Annotated in this window: 19 protein-coding genes; 5 read left to right on the plus strand and 14 right to left on the minus strand. The window is 63.6% G+C overall.

Annotated elements, in window-relative coordinates:
* Nucleotides 1-6: 6 nt before the first annotated feature.
* The 11 genes from ACZ9H4_RS04480 to kdsD form a co-directional block, all read right to left on the minus strand.
* Nucleotides 7-642, minus strand: a complete 636-nt coding sequence (locus ACZ9H4_RS04480; protein ID WP_408156082.1) for an LON peptidase substrate-binding domain-containing protein — start codon at nt 640-642, stop codon at nt 7-9.
* 39 nt (nt 643-681) lie between these two features.
* Complete coding sequence (gene rapZ, locus ACZ9H4_RS04485) at nt 682-1,575, minus strand: RNase adapter RapZ (protein WP_408145677.1); 894 nt, start codon at nt 1,573-1,575, stop codon at nt 682-684.
* A gap of 96 nt (nt 1,576-1,671) precedes the next feature.
* Nucleotides 1,672-2,640, minus strand: a complete 969-nt coding sequence (gene hprK / locus ACZ9H4_RS04490) for an HPr(Ser) kinase/phosphatase (protein ID WP_121316466.1) — start codon at nt 2,638-2,640, stop codon at nt 1,672-1,674.
* Between the two features lie 112 nt (nt 2,641-2,752).
* Nucleotides 2,753-3,268, minus strand: a complete 516-nt coding sequence (locus ACZ9H4_RS04495) for a PTS sugar transporter subunit IIA (RefSeq protein ID WP_012431657.1) — start codon at nt 3,266-3,268, stop codon at nt 2,753-2,755.
* A gap of 278 nt (nt 3,269-3,546) precedes the next feature.
* A complete protein-coding gene (hpf, locus tag ACZ9H4_RS04500) occupies nt 3,547-3,903 on the minus strand; it encodes a ribosome hibernation-promoting factor, HPF/YfiA family (protein ID WP_020066967.1) in 357 nt (118 codons plus the stop codon).
* A gap of 170 nt (nt 3,904-4,073) precedes the next feature.
* Nucleotides 4,074-5,591 carry an RNA polymerase factor sigma-54 gene (locus ACZ9H4_RS04505; protein WP_408145680.1) on the minus strand — a complete coding sequence of 506 codons (1,518 nt, stop codon included), beginning with the start codon at nt 5,589-5,591 and terminating at the stop codon, nt 4,074-4,076.
* A 183-nt stretch (nt 5,592-5,774) separates the two neighbouring features.
* The gene (lptB, locus tag ACZ9H4_RS04510; protein WP_408145682.1) at nt 5,775-6,560 is read right to left on the minus strand and encodes an LPS export ABC transporter ATP-binding protein; all 786 of its coding nucleotides are present in this window, start codon (nt 6,558-6,560) and stop codon (nt 5,775-5,777) included.
* Entirely contained in the window at nt 6,557-7,228 is a 672-nt protein-coding gene (lptA, locus tag ACZ9H4_RS04515; protein WP_408145684.1) for a lipopolysaccharide transport periplasmic protein LptA, read from the minus strand. The genes lptB and lptA overlap by 4 nt, the downstream gene beginning before the upstream one ends.
* Nucleotides 7,229-7,257: 29 nt before the next feature.
* Nucleotides 7,258-7,857, minus strand: coding sequence for an LPS export ABC transporter periplasmic protein LptC (gene lptC / locus ACZ9H4_RS04520; RefSeq protein WP_168670624.1), 600 nt, complete (start codon nt 7,855-7,857; stop codon nt 7,258-7,260).
* Nucleotides 7,854-8,414, minus strand: a complete 561-nt coding sequence (locus ACZ9H4_RS04525) for a KdsC family phosphatase (protein WP_121316471.1) — start codon at nt 8,412-8,414, stop codon at nt 7,854-7,856. The genes lptC and ACZ9H4_RS04525 overlap by 4 nt, the downstream gene beginning before the upstream one ends.
* The gene (gene kdsD / locus ACZ9H4_RS04530) at nt 8,414-9,397 is read right to left on the minus strand and encodes an arabinose 5-phosphate isomerase KdsD (RefSeq protein WP_408156078.1); all 984 of its coding nucleotides are present in this window, start codon (nt 9,395-9,397) and stop codon (nt 8,414-8,416) included. The genes ACZ9H4_RS04525 and kdsD overlap by 1 nt, the downstream gene beginning before the upstream one ends.
* Nucleotides 9,398-9,569: 172 nt before the next feature.
* On the opposite strand from kdsD, the gene ACZ9H4_RS04535 reads away from it, so the two are divergent.
* The 5 genes from ACZ9H4_RS04535 (at nt 9,570) to purU (ending at nt 14,875) form a co-directional block, all read left to right on the plus strand.
* Nucleotides 9,570-11,579, plus strand: a complete 2,010-nt coding sequence (locus tag ACZ9H4_RS04535) for a monovalent cation:proton antiporter family protein (RefSeq protein ID WP_408323051.1) — start codon at nt 9,570-9,572, stop codon at nt 11,577-11,579.
* A 128-nt stretch (nt 11,580-11,707) separates the two neighbouring features.
* Entirely contained in the window at nt 11,708-12,274 is a 567-nt protein-coding gene (locus tag ACZ9H4_RS04540; RefSeq protein WP_408145691.1) for an adenine phosphoribosyltransferase, read from the plus strand.
* Between the two features lie 59 nt (nt 12,275-12,333).
* Nucleotides 12,334-12,948, plus strand: coding sequence for a LysE family translocator (locus ACZ9H4_RS04545; protein ID WP_476118340.1), 615 nt, complete (start codon nt 12,334-12,336; stop codon nt 12,946-12,948).
* 74 nt (nt 12,949-13,022) lie between these two features.
* Nucleotides 13,023-13,895 carry an NUDIX hydrolase gene (locus ACZ9H4_RS04550; RefSeq protein WP_476118341.1) on the plus strand — a complete coding sequence of 291 codons (873 nt, stop codon included), beginning with the start codon at nt 13,023-13,025 and terminating at the stop codon, nt 13,893-13,895.
* A 110-nt stretch (nt 13,896-14,005) separates the two neighbouring features.
* Entirely contained in the window at nt 14,006-14,875 is an 870-nt protein-coding gene (gene purU, locus ACZ9H4_RS04555; RefSeq protein WP_408145697.1) for a formyltetrahydrofolate deformylase, read from the plus strand.
* A 110-nt stretch (nt 14,876-14,985) separates the two neighbouring features.
* Here purU and ACZ9H4_RS04560 read toward each other — a convergent pair whose 3' ends face one another.
* The 3 genes from ACZ9H4_RS04560 to uvrA form a co-directional block, all read right to left on the minus strand.
* Nucleotides 14,986-16,212 carry a PepSY-associated TM helix domain-containing protein gene (locus ACZ9H4_RS04560; RefSeq protein ID WP_476118342.1) on the minus strand — a complete coding sequence of 409 codons (1,227 nt, stop codon included), beginning with the start codon at nt 16,210-16,212 and terminating at the stop codon, nt 14,986-14,988.
* A gap of 229 nt (nt 16,213-16,441) precedes the next feature.
* Nucleotides 16,442-17,527, minus strand: coding sequence for an AI-2E family transporter (locus ACZ9H4_RS04565; RefSeq protein WP_408156071.1), 1,086 nt, complete (start codon nt 17,525-17,527; stop codon nt 16,442-16,444).
* A gap of 34 nt (nt 17,528-17,561) precedes the next feature.
* Nucleotides 17,562-20,435: an excinuclease ABC subunit UvrA gene (uvrA, locus tag ACZ9H4_RS04570; RefSeq protein ID WP_408145703.1), complete on the minus strand. Its 2,874-nt coding sequence runs from the start codon at nt 20,433-20,435 to the stop codon at nt 17,562-17,564.
* Between the last annotated feature and the right edge of the window lie 239 nt (nt 20,436-20,674).

Genomic DNA, 20,674 nt, shown 5'->3' on the forward strand with positions numbered 1-20,674 from the left:
GGCACGTTAAAGCAGTTGATGCTGCTGCATGTAGTGATGAACCACGTCGATCCGTGCGCCGGCGTCCTGCAGTTCCATCAGTTTCTGGCGTGCCCGTAACGCGATCGGCAGGACTTCGGCGAGACGGTTCGACACCCACGACGGGTCTTCGAGTCTGAACGGTTCCGCGAACGGCAGGCTGTCCGGGTCGCGTTCGCGAATCGTCGCGATGATCCGTTCGAGCACCTCCGCGCACGCGCCGAATTTGGCCAGCAACTCATTGCCTTCGAGCGGCATGTCCTCGCCGATCGGTTCCGCCATGCCGACCAGCAGGCCGCTGCTTTCCACACGATGCGATAGCAGGCGAAACCGCCGCGTGCCGCGCGCGCGAATCAGCAGCATGCCGAAGGCTTCCACGTCGCATTCTTCGATTTCAGCGAGACAGCCGATTGCTTCGGGTACCGAAGGCTCTTCCTCGCGCGCCACTTCCGCGCCGCTTTTCAGCATGCACACGCCGAACGGCGTTTTTTCACGCAGGCATTCGCGCGCCATATCGAGGTAGCGCGCTTCGAAGATCTTCAGCGGCAGCAGTCCGTCGGGAAACAGCACCGTATGCAGCGGAAACAGCGGCACATCGGCAAGCACAGTAGAAGTAGAAGACATGGCGCAACGCTTCGAGTTGAGGCCGCGCGACGCGGCCGGTTAAGCCACTAGCTTCGATGATTCGCCGACGTCGACCGGCGCATCGCGGTGCCGCACAATCACATTCGCCGACTTTGCGAGACGCGCGGCGAGCGTCTCCGCAATGAACACCGAGCGGTGCTGGCCACCTGTGCAGCCGATCGCGACGGTGAGATAACTGCGATTGTCGTCGCGGAAATGGGGCAGCCACTTGGAGAGGAACTTCTCGATGTCGTCGATCATTTCATGCACAACGGGCAGTGCATCGAGAAAATCCATCACCGGTTTGTCGAGGCCCGTGAGAGGCCTCAATTCATGATCGTAATACGGGTTTGGCAGCGTGCGTACGTCAAAAACGAAATCCGCGTCGAGCGGCACGCCGCGTTTGAAGCCGAACGACTCGAACATCAGCACGAGTCCCGCTTCCTTCTGCTCGATGAAACGTTTGACCCAGGCGCGCAACACGTTTGCGCGTAGATTGCTGGTGTCGATCTGATGGCCGAATTCGGCAAGGCCCGCGACGAGCTCGCGCTCCCGTTCGATTGCTTCCGCGAGCGAGGTGAGGAGGCCGACATCCGCGTCGTGCGCGGTGGAACCCGACAACGGATGGCGGCGGCGCGTTTCAGAGAAGCGCTGAATCAGCGACTGCGTGCTCGCGCTCAGGAACAGCACGCGCACGTCGTGAGCGCGCGACAAGTCGCGGATCATGGCGGGCATTTCGTCGAGCGACGCGCTCGAGCGAGCGTCGATGGCGACCGCGAGGTGGTCTTGCCCGTCTTCGGCCAGATAGGTAGCAAGTTGCGGCAGAAAGCGCGGCGGCAGATTGTCGACGCAGTAGTAGCCTGCGTCTTCAAGCGCGTTCAAGGCAACTGACTTACCGGAGCCGGATATACCAGTGATGAGAATTATGCGCATGGAGTCGTCGAAACCGTACATTTCATCATAGCATCCGGTCCCCATGCGCGTACCTGCTGCCGGCCTGCGGCTGCGGACGCTTCATGGTTTGCCGGCTCAGATCAGTTTGCCGGGAAACTGGCTGTCGGGTTCCTGCATCGCGAGGCGCTGGCGGTCCATAAAGTCGCGCAGCGTATCGATGCCACGCAGTTGCAGGATCGTGTTGCGCACCGCCGCTTCGACCAGCACCGCGAGGTTGCGGCCCGCGGCCACCTGAATCGTGACCTTGCTGATCGGCAGGCCGAGCACGTCGACGGTTTGACTTTCCAGCGGCAGCCGCTGGAATTCGCCGTCGGGACGGCGCACCAGTTGCACGATCAGTTTCAGCTTCATTTTCCGGCGCACGGCCGTTTCACCGAAGATCGTCTTGATGTCGAGCAGGCCGAGGCCGCGCACTTCGAGCAGGTTTTGCAGGAGCGGCGGGCAGCGCCCTTCGACGAAGTCCGGGCCGAGGCGCACGAAGTCGACTGCGTCGTCGGCAACGAGGCCGTGGCCGCGGCTGATCAGCTCCAGCCCGAGTTCGCTTTTGCCGAGGCCCGAGTCGCCGGTCAGCAGCACACCCATGCCGAGGATGTCGAGAAACACACCGTGCAAGGTGGCGCGCGGCGCGAGAATGCGCGACATGTACAGACGCAGGCTGTCGATCACCGCGGCGGCGGACATCGGCGTGGTGAACAGCGGCGTGGATGAGCGCGTGCAGCGCAGCACCAGCTCCGGCGGCGCGGCGACGCCGCCCGCCACCACCAGAAACGGCGGCTCCAACGCGATCAGCTCGGCCATGTGGCGCGAGCGGTCTTCATCAGTCTGGCGCTTGTAGTAGTCGATTTCGGCGTCGCCGAGCACCTGGATCCGGTTGGGGTGGATCAGGTTCAGGTGGCCGACGAGGTCGGCGCTCGACGTGGCATTCGCGACGGATTCCGAAGAAAAGCCGCGTTCCCAGCCTTCATGCCCCGTCAGCCAGCTGAGCTTCAGCATGGCGGCGTTGTCGTCGAAAATGCTTTGGGCGTTGATGCTGGACGTATCCATGAGTCAGTGACTCCAGTGTGGGCCGCTTGCCGGGCCAAGAGGCGGACGCGCTAACGCGGGCCGCGCGCGTTGCCAGCCGGTATTCGCATGCGGGCGGATAACCGCCGATGCATCAAGGTTGCCACTGAGTGAGCAGGCGATGCAACGATTCGCGGTCTTCTTCCGTGTGCAGGCGCTCGCGGGCCTCGCGATCGGACAGCAACTGCGCGATTTCCGACAGGATTTCGAGGTGCTGCTGAGTGGCCTGTTCGGGCACGAGCAGGAAGATCAGCAGCGAGACGGGCTGACCGTCGGGCGACTCGAAGGGGATGGGTTCGGCAAGTCGGACGAACGCGGCGAGCGGTTGCTTCAAGCCCTTGATCCGGCCATGCGGAATCGCGACGCCTTCACCCAGCCCCGTCGATCCGAGGCGCTCGCGCGCAAACAGATTGTCAGTGACCGTGCTTCGGGCGATGCCGTTCTGGTTCTCGAAGATCAGGCCCGCTTGCTCGAACACACGTTTCTTGCTGGTGACCGATAGTCCGACGACGACGTTCTCGAGGGGAAGAAATTTGGCTAAACGATTCATGTTGACAGGCGAAAACGTGGCCTGGGTTCTCCTCGCTGGGGCGTTTGAGTGGCGTTCCATTCGTTCGATGCTCGCGAAGACCTGCGTTGGAGTCGGAAAGTGCGCGACTCTGACCGGCCGATTTCCGTATGAGCTAGCTTGACCCCGATGGTAACCGGAACATTATAGAACAGGGTAGCTACGGATGGTGCGGCGCGCCATCGATGCGCGATGGGTTTTTAACGATTTGGTCCACAAGCCGAGCCGACGTGCGAAAAAGGCGCCCAGAAACGAAAAACCGCCCGATTTGGGGCGGTTTTGCCAGGGTAAGAAAAATGAGGAAAGCCCTCTAATTCTCCTTATTGCGGCGGCACGTCCAGTTGCGGCGCCGGTTGGTACTTGATCGCTTCGTGCTGGTGACCTTGCAGGCGATCCTTGTGGCGTATCACTTGCCGATCGAGCTTGTCGATCATCAGATCGATCGCAGCGTAGAGATCGCTGTCGCAGCTCTCGACAAAGATGTCTTTGCCCTTGAGATGCAGGTTGATTTCAACCTTTTGACGCTTGTCCTTTTCCTTGTGGTTGTCGACCGAGAGGACCACACTGCCGTCGATTACCTGATCGAAATGTCTTAGCACCCTATCCAGTTTGGTGATCACGTATTCGCGCAACGCAGGCGTTACTTCGAGGTGGTGTCCACTGATCTGCAGATTCATAGTGCTTCTCCAAGCTAGTGGCCGCTTGTTCCGCACGATGACAAAGGTCCGGTCGATCTGTCGGCTTGCCTGAGTCGCCCCCCGGTGACTGACATCTGGCAGGTCGCATCGGCCGGCCTGTCCGCCAACTGCGGAGCGGCCGGTAAATGCCCGCCACGGAAGGCGACGGGCTACAGAGACTTGCGCAGGTTGACTGCCGGGATCTTGAGCGCTTCGCGGTATTTCGCAACGGTACGTCGTGCGACCACGAAGCCCTGTTCCGCCAGCAGTTCGGCTATGCGACTGTCTGAGAGAGGCGATTTCGGGTTTTCCGCTCCTATCAGTTGTTTGATGAGCGCGCGAATGGCCGTGGAAGAGGCTGCGCCGCCCGTGTCGGTTGAAACGTGTGAGCCGAAAAAATACTTGAATTCCAGCGTCCCGAATGGGGTCAGCATGTATTTACCGGTTGTCACACGCGAGACAGTCGACTCGTGTAGGCCCAGCGTATCAGCAATTTCTCGCAAAACCAAGGGGCGCATGGCAATTTCGCCGTGCACGAAAAAGCTCTTCTGACGCTCCACAATGGCCTGCGCAACGCGCAGGATCGTCTCGAAACGTTGCTGGATATTCTTGATCAGCCAGCGCGCTTCCTGCAGTTGCTGGCGCAACGATCCGCTGCCCGGATCGCCGCGGTTATTGCGCAGAATATTCGCGTACAGGTGGTTGATGCGCAGCTTCGGCACCACTTCCGGATTCAGTTCGGCCTGCCAGCCCTGTGCGGTTTTGCGCACCATGATGTCCGGCACCACGTAGTCCGCTTCGGCCTTGCCATAGGCAGCGCCGGGAAACGGTTCGAGCGAGCGGATCAGCACGTGCGCGTCGCGCAGGTCGTCGTCGTTCGCCTTCAGGTGTTTGCGCAGCCGCGTGAAATCGCGCGCGGCGAGCAGTTCGAGGTAGTGGCTGACGATGTCGAGCGCCAGAGTGCGCGTAGGCGACGGATCGAGCCGCAGCAGTTGCAGCTTCAGACATTCGGACGCGGAACGCGCGCCGACCCCGGCCGGGTCGAAGCTATGCAGCAGTGCGAGCGCGGCGTTCATTTCGTCGACATCGACTTCGAGCTCTTCGGGCAGGTCGGCCAGCACTTCTTCGAGCGTGGCGGCGAGGTAGCCGTCGTCGTCGAGCGATTCGATCAGGAACGTGATCAGCGCCCGGTCGCGTTGACCCGCCTGAGTGACGCGCAATTGCGCCATCAGGTGGTCGCGCAGCGACGTGCTCGATTCGTGGATTTGCAGCGGCGGCAGGTCGTCGTCGTCCGACGCGTTGCCGGAGCGACCGTAGTCGTCGAGATTCCATTGCGACGCGTCGCCGCTGCTGTCGCCCGAGAGGCCGTTGTATTCGTCGACACCTTGCGGCTCGCCATTTTCGGCGCGCTCGTTGCTGCTGGTGGACGAAGACGACCCGTTGCCGCCCATCTGCTCAGGGGGCGGGGACGAATTGGGCGACTGGGTGATCAGCGAACCGTCAGCCGCCACCCGCAACGGGCTCGCGATCCAGTCATCCTCGTTTTCGAGGAGCGGATTCTGCGAGATCGCCATGGCGACTTCCTGCTGCAGTTCGAGCGTGGACAGCTGAAGCAGCCGGATGGACTGCTGCAGTTGTGGCGTCAGCGCAAGATGCTGCGATAGGCGGAGTTGGAGGCTGGCTTTCATGGCAAGTTGAGATTCATTGTAGAGAGTTTGCCACGACCGCGATACCTTGCGACATGCGCAATTACGCGTGCGCCCGTTTCGACGGGGCTGGGCGCGGGACGGCCCAGGTCAGAATGCTGATGTGCGGTTGCCGCAAAAGGGCTGGCGGATGCGCGCTCGCACCGCCGGTGGCCCGTTGTGCGCTTACATGCGGAAGTGCTCGCCCAGATAGACGCGCCGCACGCTTTCGTTCTCGATGATTTCGCTCGGCGCCCCGGCAGCCAGCACGCTGCCGTCGCTGATGATGTACGCGTGATCGCAGATACCGAGCGTCTCGCGCACGTTGTGGTCGGTGATCAGCACGCCGATATTGCGCTGCTTCAGAAACTTGACGATTTTCTGGATTTCCAGCACGGCGATCGGGTCGACGCCCGCGAACGGCTCGTCGAGCAGAATGAAGCTCGGATTGGTGGCCAGCGCCCGGGCAATTTCGACGCGGCGACGCTCGCCGCCCGACAACGACAGCGCCGGGTTCTCGCGCAAGTGTGCGATTTGCAGCTCGTCGAGCAAGGCTTCGGTGCGGGTGGTGATGGTGTCTTTGCTGAGCCGCTTGCCGTTGTCTTCGTGCTGCAATTCCAGCACCGCGCGAATATTCTGCTCGACAGTGAGCTTGCGGAACACCGACGCTTCCTGCGGCAGATACGACAGGCCGAGCGACGCGCGCTTGTGGATCGGCAGCAGGCTGATCGACTTGCCGTCCAGGTCGATTTCGCCCGCGTCGAGCGGCACGAGGCCGACGATCATATAGAACGAAGTCGTTTTGCCGGCACCGTTGGGGCCGAGCAGACCGACCACTTCACCGCTTTTCACGTCGAGCGACACGTCTTTGACGACCGTGCGCGAACCGTAGCGCTTCTTCAGATTACGTACGACCAGCGAACTGCTGGTGCCGGCCGGTTTGCGATTGGGGAGGGACGCGCTCGTGCTCACTGATTCGGCGCTCCCTGGATCGTGGTGGACGGCGCGAGCGTGGCCGACGCGCCGGCCGGCGCTGCCGCGCCGTTGTTGCGCGGCGACAGCATCGCGCGCACTCGGCCGGTCGGGTTGCCCGGGCTGGCGACGTCCTTGCCTGCCTTCGCGGTATAGAAGTCGTTCTGGCCGTCGTAGGTGATGACGCTGCCGCGCACCTGGTCGATCACCGTCGACAGACCCTGCAAGCGGCGGACCGTGGCGTTCGTGGTGAGCGTGGTCAGATCCTGCTTGCCGTCGTAGTCGATGCGGATGGCCGTGCCTTCGATGTATTCGTCGAGACCTTCACGTTTCTGGCGGAAATACGACAGATTGCCGCCGCTCGACGTGCCGGTGGCGTACTGATAGCCCTGCGGGTCCTGAGTCACTTCGACACGATCGGCCTTGATCACGATCGTCCCTTTGGTGGCGACCACGTGGCCGGTGAAGATGTTGACCTGCTTGAGGTCGTCGTAAGTCATGTTGTCCGCTTCGATGTTCAGCGGCTTGTCCTTGTCGGCTCGATCCGCATGCGCGAGCGGCGCGAAGCCGGCGAGCGGCAACGCGACGGCGAACGCAGCGAGTCCGGCGCGGCACGCGGACAGGGTGCGCGAGCGGCCGGTAAAAAAACGGGGGAACGATTCGTTCATGCAGTCACGCCTGGAATGGATTACCCGGGTTACTTGGGCGAGCTGCCGCCGGCGTCGGACGAGGTAATCGCGCCTCTCACGTTGCCGAACAGCTGCATCACCCGGGTGACGTTGTTGTAGTTCATGCCGCTGGCAGTCATCACCGACATGCCGCGCTGAAGTTTAACCGGCTTTTCGGTCTCGATCACATCGTCGTTGACCAGCACCCTAAAATGCTCCGAATCTGCCTGCATCTGCGGATCGCCGTTGCCGGGCGCCCGCAAAATGCGCGCATTGCCGTACAGATCGACGATCGACGCGTCGGCGTTCACCTTGCCGGTGTCGCCGGTGGCGGTGACGATCGGCTTGCCGGGCTGGAATGCGCGCATGGCCGGTTTGATCAGGTCGCTCAGCTCGTCGTCTTCGTAGTGGATCAGCGACTGGGCGGTCAGGCGGTATTGCGTCGCGCCCGACTGATCGAGTTCGGAAACCGAAAAGTTGTCCGCGAAATAGTCCGGCGTGTGTCCCTTCGGACGAGGCGCGCCTTCGTTCTGCCGCGGCTGCGTGGCTTGCAGCAGCCACCACGTGATACCGGCGAGCGCGGCCATCGCGACCAGCGGAATCAGCGAAGTCCAGCGAAACTGATTCATCCGACGAGGCCTCGCTGTTCGCCGCTGCAGGCGGCAGCGAGCAGGGCTTCGTACTTGTGCTGCGCGCGCAGCAGCGTGTCGCAGACTTCGCGCGCCGCGCCGTGACCGCCGCGCGCCTCGCTGACCCAATGCGCCCGCGCGATCACTTCAGGATGCGAGTTGGCGGGCGCCGCCGCGAAGCCGACCTTCAGCATCACGGCGAGGTCGACCCAGTCGTCGCCCATGTAGCCGCATTCTTCCGCGGTGAGGCCGGTCTGCTGCAAAAGGTCCGCAAACGCCTGAGGTTTGTCCTGCACGCCCTGATAGACGTGCGCAATGTTCATTTCCTTCGCCCGCGCCGCGACGATGCCCGACTTGCGCCCCGTGATGATCGCCGTCTCGATACCCGCCTGGCGCAGCAGCTTCATGCCGTGGCCGTCCATCGAGTTGAAGCCCTTCATCGTGTCGCCTTCCGCCGTGAACAGCAGGCCGCCGTCGGTCAGCACGCCGTCGACGTCGAAAATCATCAGCTTCACGCGGCTTGCGCGTTCGGTAGCAGTGGGAGGAGCGATGGCCATCAGATCACCTTCTTCGAGAACAGGTCGTGCATGTTGAGTGCGCCGATCAGCTTGCCTGCTTCGTCGACGACCAGCATCTGATTGATGCGGTGGCGCTCCATCAGTTCCACGGCTTCGACCGCGAGTCGATCCGGACCGATGGTGCGCGGGCCGGCGGTCATCACCGAGGCGATCGACAACTGGCGGAAATCGCCATCGCGTTCGAGCACGCGGCGCAGGTCGCCGTCGGTGAAGATGCCTGCCACGCGGCCTTCCTCGTCGACGATCGCGGTCATGCCCATGCGTTTCGCGGTCAACTGGAACAGCGCGTCGCGCACGGTCGCCTCGGGCGTGACCTGCGGCAACTGATCGCCGGTGCGCATCACGTCGCGCACATAGGTGAGCAGGCGCCGGCCGAGCGCGCCGCCCGGATGCGAACGCGCGAAATCGTCGCGGCCGAAACCGCGCGCATCGAGCACCGCGACCGCGAGCGCGTCGCCGAGCGCGAGCGCGGCGGTGGTGCTGGCGGTCGGCGCGAGATTCATCGGGCAGGCTTCTTTGGCGACGGCGGAATTCAGGTGCACGTCGGCCAGTTGTGCGAGACTCGACGACGGGCGTCCCGTCATCGCAATCAGCTTCGCGCCGATGCGCTTGATGAGCGGCAGGATCGCCACGAGTTCTTCGGTTTCGCCGGAGTTGGACAGCGCGAGGAACACGTCGTCCGAGGTGACCATGCCGAGGTCGCCATGGCTGGCTTCGGCGGGGTGCACGAAGAACGCGGGGGTACCGGTGCTGGCCAGCGTGGCCGCGAGCTTGCGGGCCACATGGCCGGATTTGCCGATGCCGGAGACCACCACGCGGCCACGGCAACCCAGGATGAAATCGATCGCCCCTACGAAGCCGTCGTCGAGTTGGTCGCGAAGGGCGCGCACGGCGTCCGCTTCGATGTCGAGCACGTCGCGAGCGAGCGTCAGTGCCCGGTCGCCATTGATTTTCGCTATCATTCGCGGAGTATAGCAAAGGCGCCTGTTCGCCGCGCCGGGCCTGCTGTGCCAAGCCGCTGCCTTCAACAGCCTTTTTTCGGCCTATTTGCCGGCCCCTCAACCTCGCCGCACGGCGTTTTGCGTGCACGGTTCCGCTGACGAACGAGGACGCTTCACCCATGCGTTTTTGCCGATGATCTCCCCGCTCGAGATGACGTTGTTCCTGCTGCTGGCGTCGGTGGCGGGCGTGGTGCTGTTTCGCTTTCTGAATCTTCCGCCGATGCTCGGCTATCTGACGGTCGGCATCGTCGTCGGACCGAACGCGTTCGGTCTGATTCCCGACTCGGCCGGCGCGCAGAACCTCGCCGAGTTCGGCGTCGTGTTCCTGATGTTTTCGATCGGGCTGGAGTTTTCGCTCGCCAAGCTGCGCGCGATGCACCGGCTCGTGTTCGGTCTCGGCCTGTTGCAGGTGCTCGGCACGATCGCGGTGGCGGTCGCGCTCGGCTTCCTGCTGGAGCGCTGGGTGCATATCACCTGGCAGGCGAGCGTGGCGCTCGGCGGCGCGCTCGCGATGTCATCGACGGCGATCGTCAGCAAGATGCTGGCCGAGCGGCTCGAAATCGAAACGGAGCACGGGCGCAACATCTTCGGCGTGCTGCTGTTCCAGGATCTGGCGGTGGTGCCGCTGCTGATCATCATCACGGCGCTCGGCGGCAAGTCGGAAGAACTGGTCACCTCGCTCGGCATCGCGGCGATCAAGATCGTCGTGGCGCTGGCTCTGCTGCTGATCGTCGGGCAGCGCTTCATGACGCGCTGGTTCAACGTGGTCGCGCGGCGCCGCTCGCAGGAACTGTTCATTCTCAATGTGCTGCTGGTGACGCTCGGCGCCGCGTTCATCACCGACAAGTTCGGGCTGTCGCTCGCGCTCGGCGCGTTCATCGCCGGCATGCTGATCGCCGAAACGCCGTACCGGCATCAGGTGGAAGAGGACATCAAGCCGTTTCGCGACGTGCTGCTCGGCCTGTTCTTCATCACCACTGGCATGCTGTTGAATCCGACCGTGATCTGGGAACATCCGCTGATCGTGCTCGCCTTCCTGATCGGCCCGCTTCTGCTGAAGGCGGTGATGATCACGGCCCTCGCGCGGCTGTTCGGCGCGACGCCCGGCGTCGCGATGCGCACCGGTATCGGCCTCGCGCAAGCGGGCGAGTTCGGCTTCGTGCTGCTGAACCTGATTCTCGATCGACACCTGGTCGATGCCACGCTGCTGCAGGCGATTCTCGCGGCGATGCTGCTGTCGATGCTGGCCGCGCCCTTCCTGATCCAGAACGCGGACCGTATCGTGCTGCGGCTGTCGTCGACCGAATGGATGATGCAGTCGTTGCAGATGACGCGCATCGCGACGCAAAGCCTGAAGCAGAGCGGCCACGTGATCATCTGCGGTTACGGCCGGGCCGGGCAGAATTTGGCGCGCATGCTGGAACACGAAGGCCTCTCGTACGTCGCGCTGGATCTCGACCCCGATCGCGTCGCCGCGGCCGCGGCCGCCGGTGAGTCGGTCGTGTTCGGCGACGCCGGGCGGCGCGAGTCGTTGCTCGCCGCCGGCCTGCATCGTGCGGCCGCGGTCGCGATCACTTACGCGAACACGCCGTCGGCATTGCGCGTGCTGCACAACATTCACGAGGAAGAACCGACGCTGCCGGTGATCGTGCGTACCGTCGACGATGCCGACCTGGAGAAGCTGCTGGCCGCCGGCGCGACCGAAGTGATTCCGGAAATCGTCGAGGGCAGTCTGATGCTGGCCTCGCACACGCTGGTGGTGATGGGCGTGCCGATGCGGCGCGTGGTGCGGCGGGTCGAGGAAATGCGCGACGAACGTTATGCGCTGCTGCGCGGGTATTTCCACGGTGCCGACGACGTCGACGACGACGACGGCCACGAACAGGTGCGGCTACAATCGGTGCCGGTCGACGCCAACGCGGACGCGGTGGGCCGCACGCTCGCCGAACTGGGTCTGTTGGAGCTGGGCGTGGAAGTGACGGCGATTCGCCGGCACGGTATTCGCGGCGTCGAGCCGGACCCGTCCACCAAGCTGCGCGCGAGCGACATCGTGGTACTGCGCGGTCTGCCCGAGCAACTGGCGGAAGCCGAGGAACGGCTCTCGAAGCACCGTCGAGCGGGTGCGGGCGCGGCTGCGGCGTAGGCGGGCGCCCGGGGGCGCATGCGCGTCGCGTGACGCCGCGCCGCAAGGCACAAGCTGCGAGCCGCCGGCCCTTACGCCGCTCAGATTCAGTTTTTCATTGGACCTACCGAGGTCCATCCGGAGACATCATGTCCAACGCGCTCGTCAGCGCGCCGCTCGATGCGGCCGATTACATCAAAAGCCACATTCGCACGGTGCCCGACTGGCCGCAGCCGGGCGTGCAGTTTCGCGACATCACGCCGCTCCTGCAGGAGCCGAAGTCGCTGCGCGTGCTGATCGACCTGTTCGTGCAGCGCTACTTCGACGCGCAGCTCGACTACGTCGCCGGGCTCGATGCGCGCGGCTTCATCTTCGGGCCGATTCTCGCGTATGAGTTGAACATCGGTTTCATTCCGATCCGCAAGGCGGGCAAGCTGCCGTATAAGCGGCTCTCGCAGTCGTACGAACTCGAATACGGCACCGCGACCGTCGAGATTCACGAAGATGCGTGCAAGCCCGGTGACCGGGTCGTGATCATCGACGATCTGATCGCTACCGGCGGCACGATGATGGCCGCCAAGATTCTGCTCGAGCGGCTCGGCGCGGTCGTCGTGGAAGGCGCGGCGATCATCGATCTGCCCGAACTCGGCGGCTCGAAGCTGCTGCGCGAGGCCGGCCTCGCGCTCTACACCGCGACGAGCTTCGAAGGTCATTGAGCGCGCGCGTAGCCGCCGCTTTTCGCCGAACTTCGCCGCACAACAAGAAGGTAACGACGATGCCCAACTTCCTGCTGTTTCTTGCCACGTCGATTGCGATTACCGTGGCGCCCGGCCCCGATAACCTGCAGGTGCTCGCGCGTGGCATCTCGCAGGGCCGCGCGGCGGGTCTCGTCGCCGCGCTCGGCTTCGCGGCCGGCATCACGTTTCACACGACACTGGCCGCGTTCGGCGTGGCCGCGTTGCTGCGCTCGTCGCCGCTTGCGTTCGAAGCGATCAAGCTGGCCGGCGCCGCCTATCTGATCTGGATCGGCATCAAGGCGCTGCGCAGCCAGGGCCTCGCGAGCGCGCATCAGCGCGCGCCGCAGCCGTTGATGACGGTGTTTCGCCAGAGCGTGCTCGGCAATCTGCTGAATCCGAAGGTGACGCTGTTCTTCGTCGTGTTCCTGCCGCAGTTCGTGCAGCCGAACGGCGCGCAAAGCGTCACGGTGCAGATGCTCGAACTCGGCGTGCTGTTCATGTTGCAGACGGTCGTGGTGTTTTCGCTGTTCGGCGTGTGCGCGGGGATCATCGGCGGCTGGCTCAAGCGTCGGCCGCGGGTGGGCGTGTGGCTCGATCGCCTCGCCGGGGCGACGTTTATCGCCATAGGGATTCGCGTGGCGCTGCGTGACTGACGTGGCCGTGCGATCGACCACGCGCTCGCCGCTCACCGGCCGCGTCTTGCGCACTGTTCAGTTTGGAGTTCTGGATGACTTTGCCTTGCATCACCGCCGCGCGCCGCTTCGATGCGGCTGCGCATCTGCCGTTCTGGATCGGCGCCGAACAGGTCGGCTGGATCCGTGCGGGCGACGTGCCCCTGCTCACGCGCTGGCCCGACGTGTTCGAGATCGACAGCAATAGCAGCCACGCCCGCGTGACCCTCGCGGCCGCGTTCAATAGCGTCGATCTGCGCAGCGCGGCGCTCGGTTCCGTGATCGGCGCGCTCGCCGCAGAAGGCCGCATTCCCGGCTGGCGCAACGAGACCTACGCGATCCGCAATGCGTTCGACGCGCCGCCGCTCGCGTACATCGAACGCGCGGCGTCGCGCTTCTTCGGCACGATGACCTACGCGGTGCATCTGAACGGCGTCGTAGAATACGCGGATGGCGCGCAGAAGGGCGCACCGCAATTGTGGATCGCGCGCCGCAGCGACACCAAGGCGACCGACCCCGGCATGCTCGACAATGTCGTCGCGGGCGGGATCGGCTGGGGCTTCGGCATCGAGGCGACGATCATCAAGGAGTGCTGGGAAGAAGCCGGCATCCCCGAGGAAATTGCCGCACGCGCCGTCGCCGGGCGCACCGCGCATGTGCTGCAATCGCTGCCGGAAGGCACGCAGGCCGAACAGATTTTTATCTACGACCTTGCGCTGCCGGCTGATTTCGCGCCGCGCAATCAGGACGGCGAAGTGGGTGAGCACCGGCTCGCGCGCATCGACGAAGTGGCGCGCTGGATCGAGGAGGGCGCGATGACGGTGGACGCAAGTCTCGCCACGCTGGATTGCCTGCTGCGCCGCCGCTGGCTCGATGAAGAGGCGTGCGCCGGTATCGAAGCGTTGTTCGCGCCACCGGCGCTGGTGTAGGCATCGACTTTGACAGCCGCAGCGCCCGCACGACGAACACCCCGAAGCACGCAGCATCGAGCCGTACAGACTGAACAAACCACGCATTGAAGAAGGGAGTCACCCAGGTCATGTCGACCGATCACAGCTTTATCCTCAAACTGTCGTGCGCCGACCGGCCCGGCATCGTTCACGCAGTGTCGGGCTTTCTGTTCGAGCGTGGCAGCAATATTCTCGACTCCGCGCAGTTCGGCGACAGCGGCACCGGCGAGTTCTTCATGCGCGTGCATTTTCAGCAGGTGGGCGGCGATCCGGGGCTGGAGGCGTTGCGCACGTCGTTCACGGAACTCGCCGAACAGTTCGGCATGCGCTGGGAACTGCATGACGCGTCGGTGAAGCCGCGCGTAGTGATCATGGTGTCGAAGATCGGCCACTGCCTGAACGATCTGCTGTTCCGCTACCGCACCGGTCAGTTGGCCATCGAGATTGCCGCGATCATCTCGAATCACAAGGAGTTCTATCAGCTCGCCGCGAGCTACGACATTCCGTTCCATCACTTCCCGCTGCTGGGCGGCACGCCCGACGCTAAGGCCGCGCAGGAAGCGCGCGTGCTCGAAGTGATCGACGAGCATCAGGCGGATCTGGTGGTGCTCGCGCGCTACATGCAGATTCTGTCGCCGAAGCTGTGCGAAGCGCTGGCCGGCCGCGCGATCAACATTCATCACTCGTTCCTGCCGAGCTTCAAGGGCGCGAAGCCGTATTACCAGGCATTCGACCGCGGCGTGAAGCTGATCGGCGCGACCGCGCATTACGTGACGACGGATCTCGACGAAGGTCCGATCATCGAGCAGGAAGTGGAGCGCGTCGACCACAGCATGACGCCGGAGCAATTGACGGCGATTGGCCGCGACGTCGAATGCGTGACGCTCGCGCGTGCGGTGAAATGGCACGTCGAGCATCGCGTCGTGTTGAACGGCAGTAAGACGGTGGTGTTCCGGTAAAACCGGTAGAGGCGTTCAAGGCGCCCATGACTCTGTAGCGGGCGGCGGCGATAGTCGTCGTGCCGCCGCCACAAAATGCGCCGCGCGATGCCGCCGGCGCAACCTTCCCCCTACGACCGCGCCGCCGACCCACCCGCGTTCCGCGCGAGACCGGCGTTCTGTGCCGAACGGCGGCGCGCATTCAGCTTCTTCAGCCAGATCAGCAGGCCCGTCGCGCTCAGCACGGCGACCGCGATGCCCATTACGCTGATCAGAATCCGCCCGCCGAGTCCGAGGATGCGCCCCGAGTGCAGCGGGAATTGCACCTGCATGAAGATGTCGCCGGCGGTGCCCTTGCCCGGAATCGTTTTGCCGAGCAGCTTGCCGGTGACCGCATCCCAATACATCCACGGGTTGCCGAGGCCGATGTCGCCGTGATCGTTGCCGGGCGCGTAGAAGCCCACACCGTACGCGTGCAGGAATTCCGCGTAGTAGATGCCGCCAGGCGGCGCGGCGAGGTTCATCGACTTGCCGGCCTGCTCAGCCAGTTTGAAGATCTGTTCACGGCTCAATACCTGATCGCCCGGCTGCGGGGCGCGCAGGATTTCAGGGTTGTTGATCGGGTCCGGCGTGAGCGTCGAGAGCCTGGAGACGACTGGCCGCACCACCGGCCCCGACAGATTCATCGAGATCGACGTCAGCGCGATGACCATCAGCAGGCCCCAGATCCAGACGCCGCCGGAGCGGTGCAGGTCGAAGGTGAGCGCATAGCCGCCGCGCTTCAGACGAAACGCGAACGACTTGCGCCATGCCTTGACGCTCGGGAACGACAGCACGAGGGCGATCACGCTGTCGAACAGCCACACGATGCCGACGATCCCCATCAGCCACGTGCCGGTATCGATACTGCCGGCGAACGGCAAGTGCAGCGTGTAGTGCAGCTTGTAGATGAACGGAATCAGATTGATCGGCGCGAGCGATACGGCGCCCCACTCGCGGCGTCCCTGAATCTCGCCGGTGGCGGGATCGACGGCGACCTGGTTGAAATCGAGCGGGTAGGGCTGTTTCGTGGCCGGGTTGGTGCGCGGCAGCACCATCATCTGCAGCGTGTGGCCGGGTTCGGCGGTCAGCGGCAGATAGGTCACCTGAAGCCGCGGGTCGGCGGCTTCCACGCGGCGGGCCAGCTCCAGACCCGACAGCGCCGGAGCCTCCGTGTGGACTTTGAAGAACGACGGATTCAGCGCTGCATCGAGTTCATGGTCCCACGCGATGATCGCGCCGGTCAGGCCGGCGACGAACAGAAACAGCGCGGTGGCGACGCCGAACCACCGGTGCAGGCGGACGAGCTGGCGCCTCATGCACGAGCCGGCAGGAGGGAGCGGAAGGACTTGGCAGATGTCACGGCGGAAGCGATTTGTGAATGGGAATTGTTCGCATCTTAGGGGCTTGTGCAAGCTCCCGCAAGTTCCCCGTGCTGCGGCGACCGCCTGCGCTTGATGGGGTCATCAAAGGCAAAAGACGAAAAAAACGGCACCGAAGTGCCGTTCTTTTGCCTGGCTGCCCGGGCGTCCGGGTTTCGTCCGCGATTCACACCAGCCGCAGGTAGATCAATTCCCGCTTGATATACGCGTAGAAGATCGGCGCCGCGATCACGCCAGGGATGCCGAACGCGGCTTCCATCACGAGCATCGCGATCAGCAGCTCCCATGCGCGCGCCTCGATCTGTCCGCCGACGATGCGCGCATTCAGGAAATACTCCAGCTTGTGAATCAGGATCAGGAACACGAGCGACATGACCGCCGCCGGGAAACTCACCGACAGCGCCACCGCGACGATGATCGTGTTCGAGATCAGGTTGCCGATCACCGGCAGCAAACCGACGATGAACGTCACCAGCACCAGCGTTTTCGACAGCGGCAACTGGTCGTGGAAGATCGGCAGGACCACCAGCAGGAAGATGGCGGTAAAGACCGCATTGAGCGCGGAAATCTTCACCTGGGCGAACACGATGCGGCGGAACGCATCGGCGAAACGGGTCACGCGCGTGATGAAGGCCGTGGACAGCGGCAGCCGGTGCGTATGCTTCTGCGCGCCGACCGCGATGATCGCGCCGATGATCATGCCGATCAGGATGTGCGTGAAGCCGCGCGCCGCGGTCGTGCCGCTTTGCTGCAGCATGTTGGCGTGCGTGTGCATCAGTTCTTCGGCCTTGGCCTTCATCTGCTCGGTGTCGACCGGCAGCGAATTGGCGATGAACTGCGGAATCCGGCCACGCGCCTGGTGAATCAGCTGCATGGCCTGATCGAGCAGGTTCTGCACGCTCGGCACGTCGTTCTCGAAATGCTCGATGATGCCGAGCGTGAGCCCGGTCAGCGCCCCCACGATCACCACCGACAGGATCACCACCGCGAGCCAGCGCGCCCGCATGCTCGACATGTGGCGCTCGATGCGCGGCGCGATCGTATGCACGAGCTGAAACACCAGCAGTCCGGCGAGCAATGCGCCGAGCAGCTTCAGTTCGATGACCGCCCACATGCCGGCCAGCATCAGCACATAACTGCCGATTTCGACCGCCGATAGCTTCGGCAGGCTCATGTCGCTAGTCAGCCTGACCGGGCGTGGGCGTAGGTCCTGCACTTCCCCGTCGTCGCGCGCCTGATTCCGCTTGGCCATGGCTTATCCCGTCTCCCACCCTTGTTGTGCAGCATTACTTTTTGCTGGCCGCCCGCTTGAGCAGCGGCGCCAGATACTTGCCGGTAAAACTTGCCTTCGATTTCGCCACCTGCTCCGGCGTGCCTTGAGCGATGATCTGCCCGCCGCCCGCACCGCCTTCGGGACCAAGGTCGATGACCCAGTCGGCGGTTTTGATTACATCGAGATTATGCTCGATGATCACGACCGTATTACCCTGGTCGCGTAACCGGTGGATCACTTCCAGCAGCAGCGCGATGTCGTGAAAGTGCAGACCGGTGGTCGGCTCGTCAAGAATGTATAGCGTGCGACCCGTGTCACGCTTGCTCAGTTCCAAAGATAGTTTGACGCGCTGCGCCTCGCCGCCCGACAGTGTAGTCGCCGACTGGCCCAGCCGGATATAGCCCAGACCGACGTCCAGCAAGGTTTTCAGCTTGCGCGCGACGACCGGAACCGGCTTGAAGAACTCGTAGGCGTTCTCCACCGTCATGTCGAGCACTTCGCTGATGTTTTTGCCTTTGTACTGAACGTCCAGCGTTTCGCGGTTGTAGCGCTTGCCGTGGCAGACGTCGCACGGTACGTATACGTCCGGCAAGAAGTGCATTTCCACCTTGAGCACGCCATCGCCCTGACAGGATTCGCAGCGCCCGCCCTTCACGTTGAACGAGAAGCGGCCCGGATCGTAGCCGCGTTCCTTGGCCGCCGGCACGCCCGCGAACAGCTCGCGGATCGGCGTGAACAGGCCCGTGTAGGTGGCCGGGTTCGAGCGCGGCGTGCGGCCGATCGGCGACTGGTCGACGTTGATGACCTTGTCGAAATGTTCGAGGCCTTCGATCGATTCGTACGGTGCCGGCTCCGTGGCCGAGCCGTACAGGTGGTGCGCGACCGCGTGATACAGCGTGTCGTTGATCAGCGTCGACTTGCCCGAACCGGACACGCCGGTCACGCAGGTGAGGAGGCCAACCGGCAGGTCCAGCGACACGTGCTGCAGATTGTTGCCGTACGCCTCGACGATGCGCAGGCGCCGCTCATCGGGCGCCTTGCGCTCGTCGGAGAACTCGATGTTGCGCGTGCCGGACATGTACTGGCCGGTCATCGACGCCGCGTTCGCCTGCACCTGTTTGGGCGTGCCTTCGGCGATCACCATGCCGCCGTGCTCGCCCGCGCCGGGGCCCATGTCGACCACGTAGTCGGCCATGCGGATCATGTCCTCGTCGTGTTCGACGACGATCACCGAGTTGCCGAGATCGCGCAGATGCTTGAGCGTGGCGATCAGCCGGTCGTTGTCGCGCTGATGCAGGCCGATAGACGGCTCGTCGAGCACGTACATCACGCCGGTCAGCCCGGAACCGATCTGCGACGCGAGGCGAATCCGTTGCGCCTCGCCGCCCGACAGCGTTTCCGCGCTGCGTTCGAGCGACAGGTAATCGAGCCCGACGTTATTCAGGAACATCAGCCGCGCGACGATTTCCTTCACGACCTTGTCGGCGATCTCGCGCTTCGAGCCTTCCAGCCGCAGCGTCTGGAAATAGCCGAGCGCATCGCGCAACGGCCAGCCGCTGATTTCGAAGATGCCGCGCGCGTCGCCATCCGCGCCGATCCGGACGAAGCGCGCCTCGCGGCGCAGCCGCGTGCCGGCGCAGGCCGGGCACGGCTGATTGTTCTGATACTTGGCGAGTTCTTCGCGGACCGCGACCGAATCGGTTTCGCGGTAACGCCGCTCCAGATTCGGGATGATCCCTTCGAACACGTGCTCGCGCACGGACGTGCGGCCGCGTTCGTTGATGTACGAGAACGGAATCTCCTGCTTGCCCGAACCGAACAGCAGGATCTTGCGGACTTTCTCCGGCAGATCTTCGACGGCGGTGTCGATGTCGAACTCATAGAACGCCGCGAGGCTTTGCAGCATCTGGAAGTAGAACTGGTTGCGCCGGTCCCAGCCCTTCACCGCGCCCGCCGCGAGCGACAGCGACGGATGCGCGACCACCCGTTTCGGATCGAAGAAGGTGATCTGGCCGAGGCCGTCGCAGTCCGGGCACGCGCCCATCGGGTTGTTGAACGAGAAGAGCCGCGGCTCCAGTTCCTGCAACGAATACGAGCAGATCGGGCAGGCGAACTTCGAGCTGAACAGATGCTCTTTGTCCGTATCCATTTCGAGCGCGATCGCGCGCCCGTCGGCGAGACGCAGCGCCGTTTCGAACGATTCGGCGAGGCGCTGCTTCATGTCCGGACGCACTTTCAGACGATCGACGACGACGTCGATCGTGTGCTTGTCGTTCTTTTTCAGCTTCGGCAGCGAGTCGACTTCATAGATCTTCGCGACGCCTTCGTTGGCGGTGCCGCCACCCGAGCGCACGCGGAAACGGATGAAGCCTTGCGCCTGCATTTCCTCGAACAGTTCGACGTGCTCGCCTTTACGGTCCGCCACGACGGGCGCGAGGATCATCAGCCTGGTCTCTTCCGGCAGCGCGAGCGCCGCGTCGACCATTTGCGACACGCTTTGCGCTTCGAGCGGAATCTCGTGATCGGGGCAATAAGGCGTGCCGACCCGCGCGAACAGCAGTCGCAGATAGTCGTGAATTTCGGTGACGGTGCCGACCGTGGAGCGCGGATTGTGCGAGGTTGCTTTCTGTTCGATCGAGATTGCCGGCGACAGACCTTCGATCAGATCGACGTCCGGCTTTTCCATCAACTGCAGGAACTGGCGCGCGTAGGCGGAGAGGCTTTCGACGTAGCGCCGCTGTCCTTCCGCATAGAGCGTGTCGAACGCCAGCGACGATTTGCCCGAGCCGGAAAGGCCCGTAATGACGACGAGCTTGTGACGGGGTAGGTCTAGATTGACGTTCTTCAGGTTGTGGGTGCGAGCCCCACGAATACGGATTTGTTCCACGGATTTATTCCATGAACTGGCGGAAAGAGGAAGAGGCTAAACCTGCTACTATAACGACTTTTCAAGGCCGTCGTTACGGCTTCCTGACGGCGCGAATCACGCGCGAGGCAAGCTGTAAGGCTGCGGTTTGGTGCCGCGGGGAAGGGGTTTAACTGGGGCCGTTTTCCGCGAGTACAAGGCAAAGCGAGGCTGGGCGGGCATGCTGCAAGGCCGCCGGCTCGAAGGCCTGCGCCGCGGGT

It is taken from the genome of Paraburkholderia sp. TE9906, assembly GCF_056279605.1.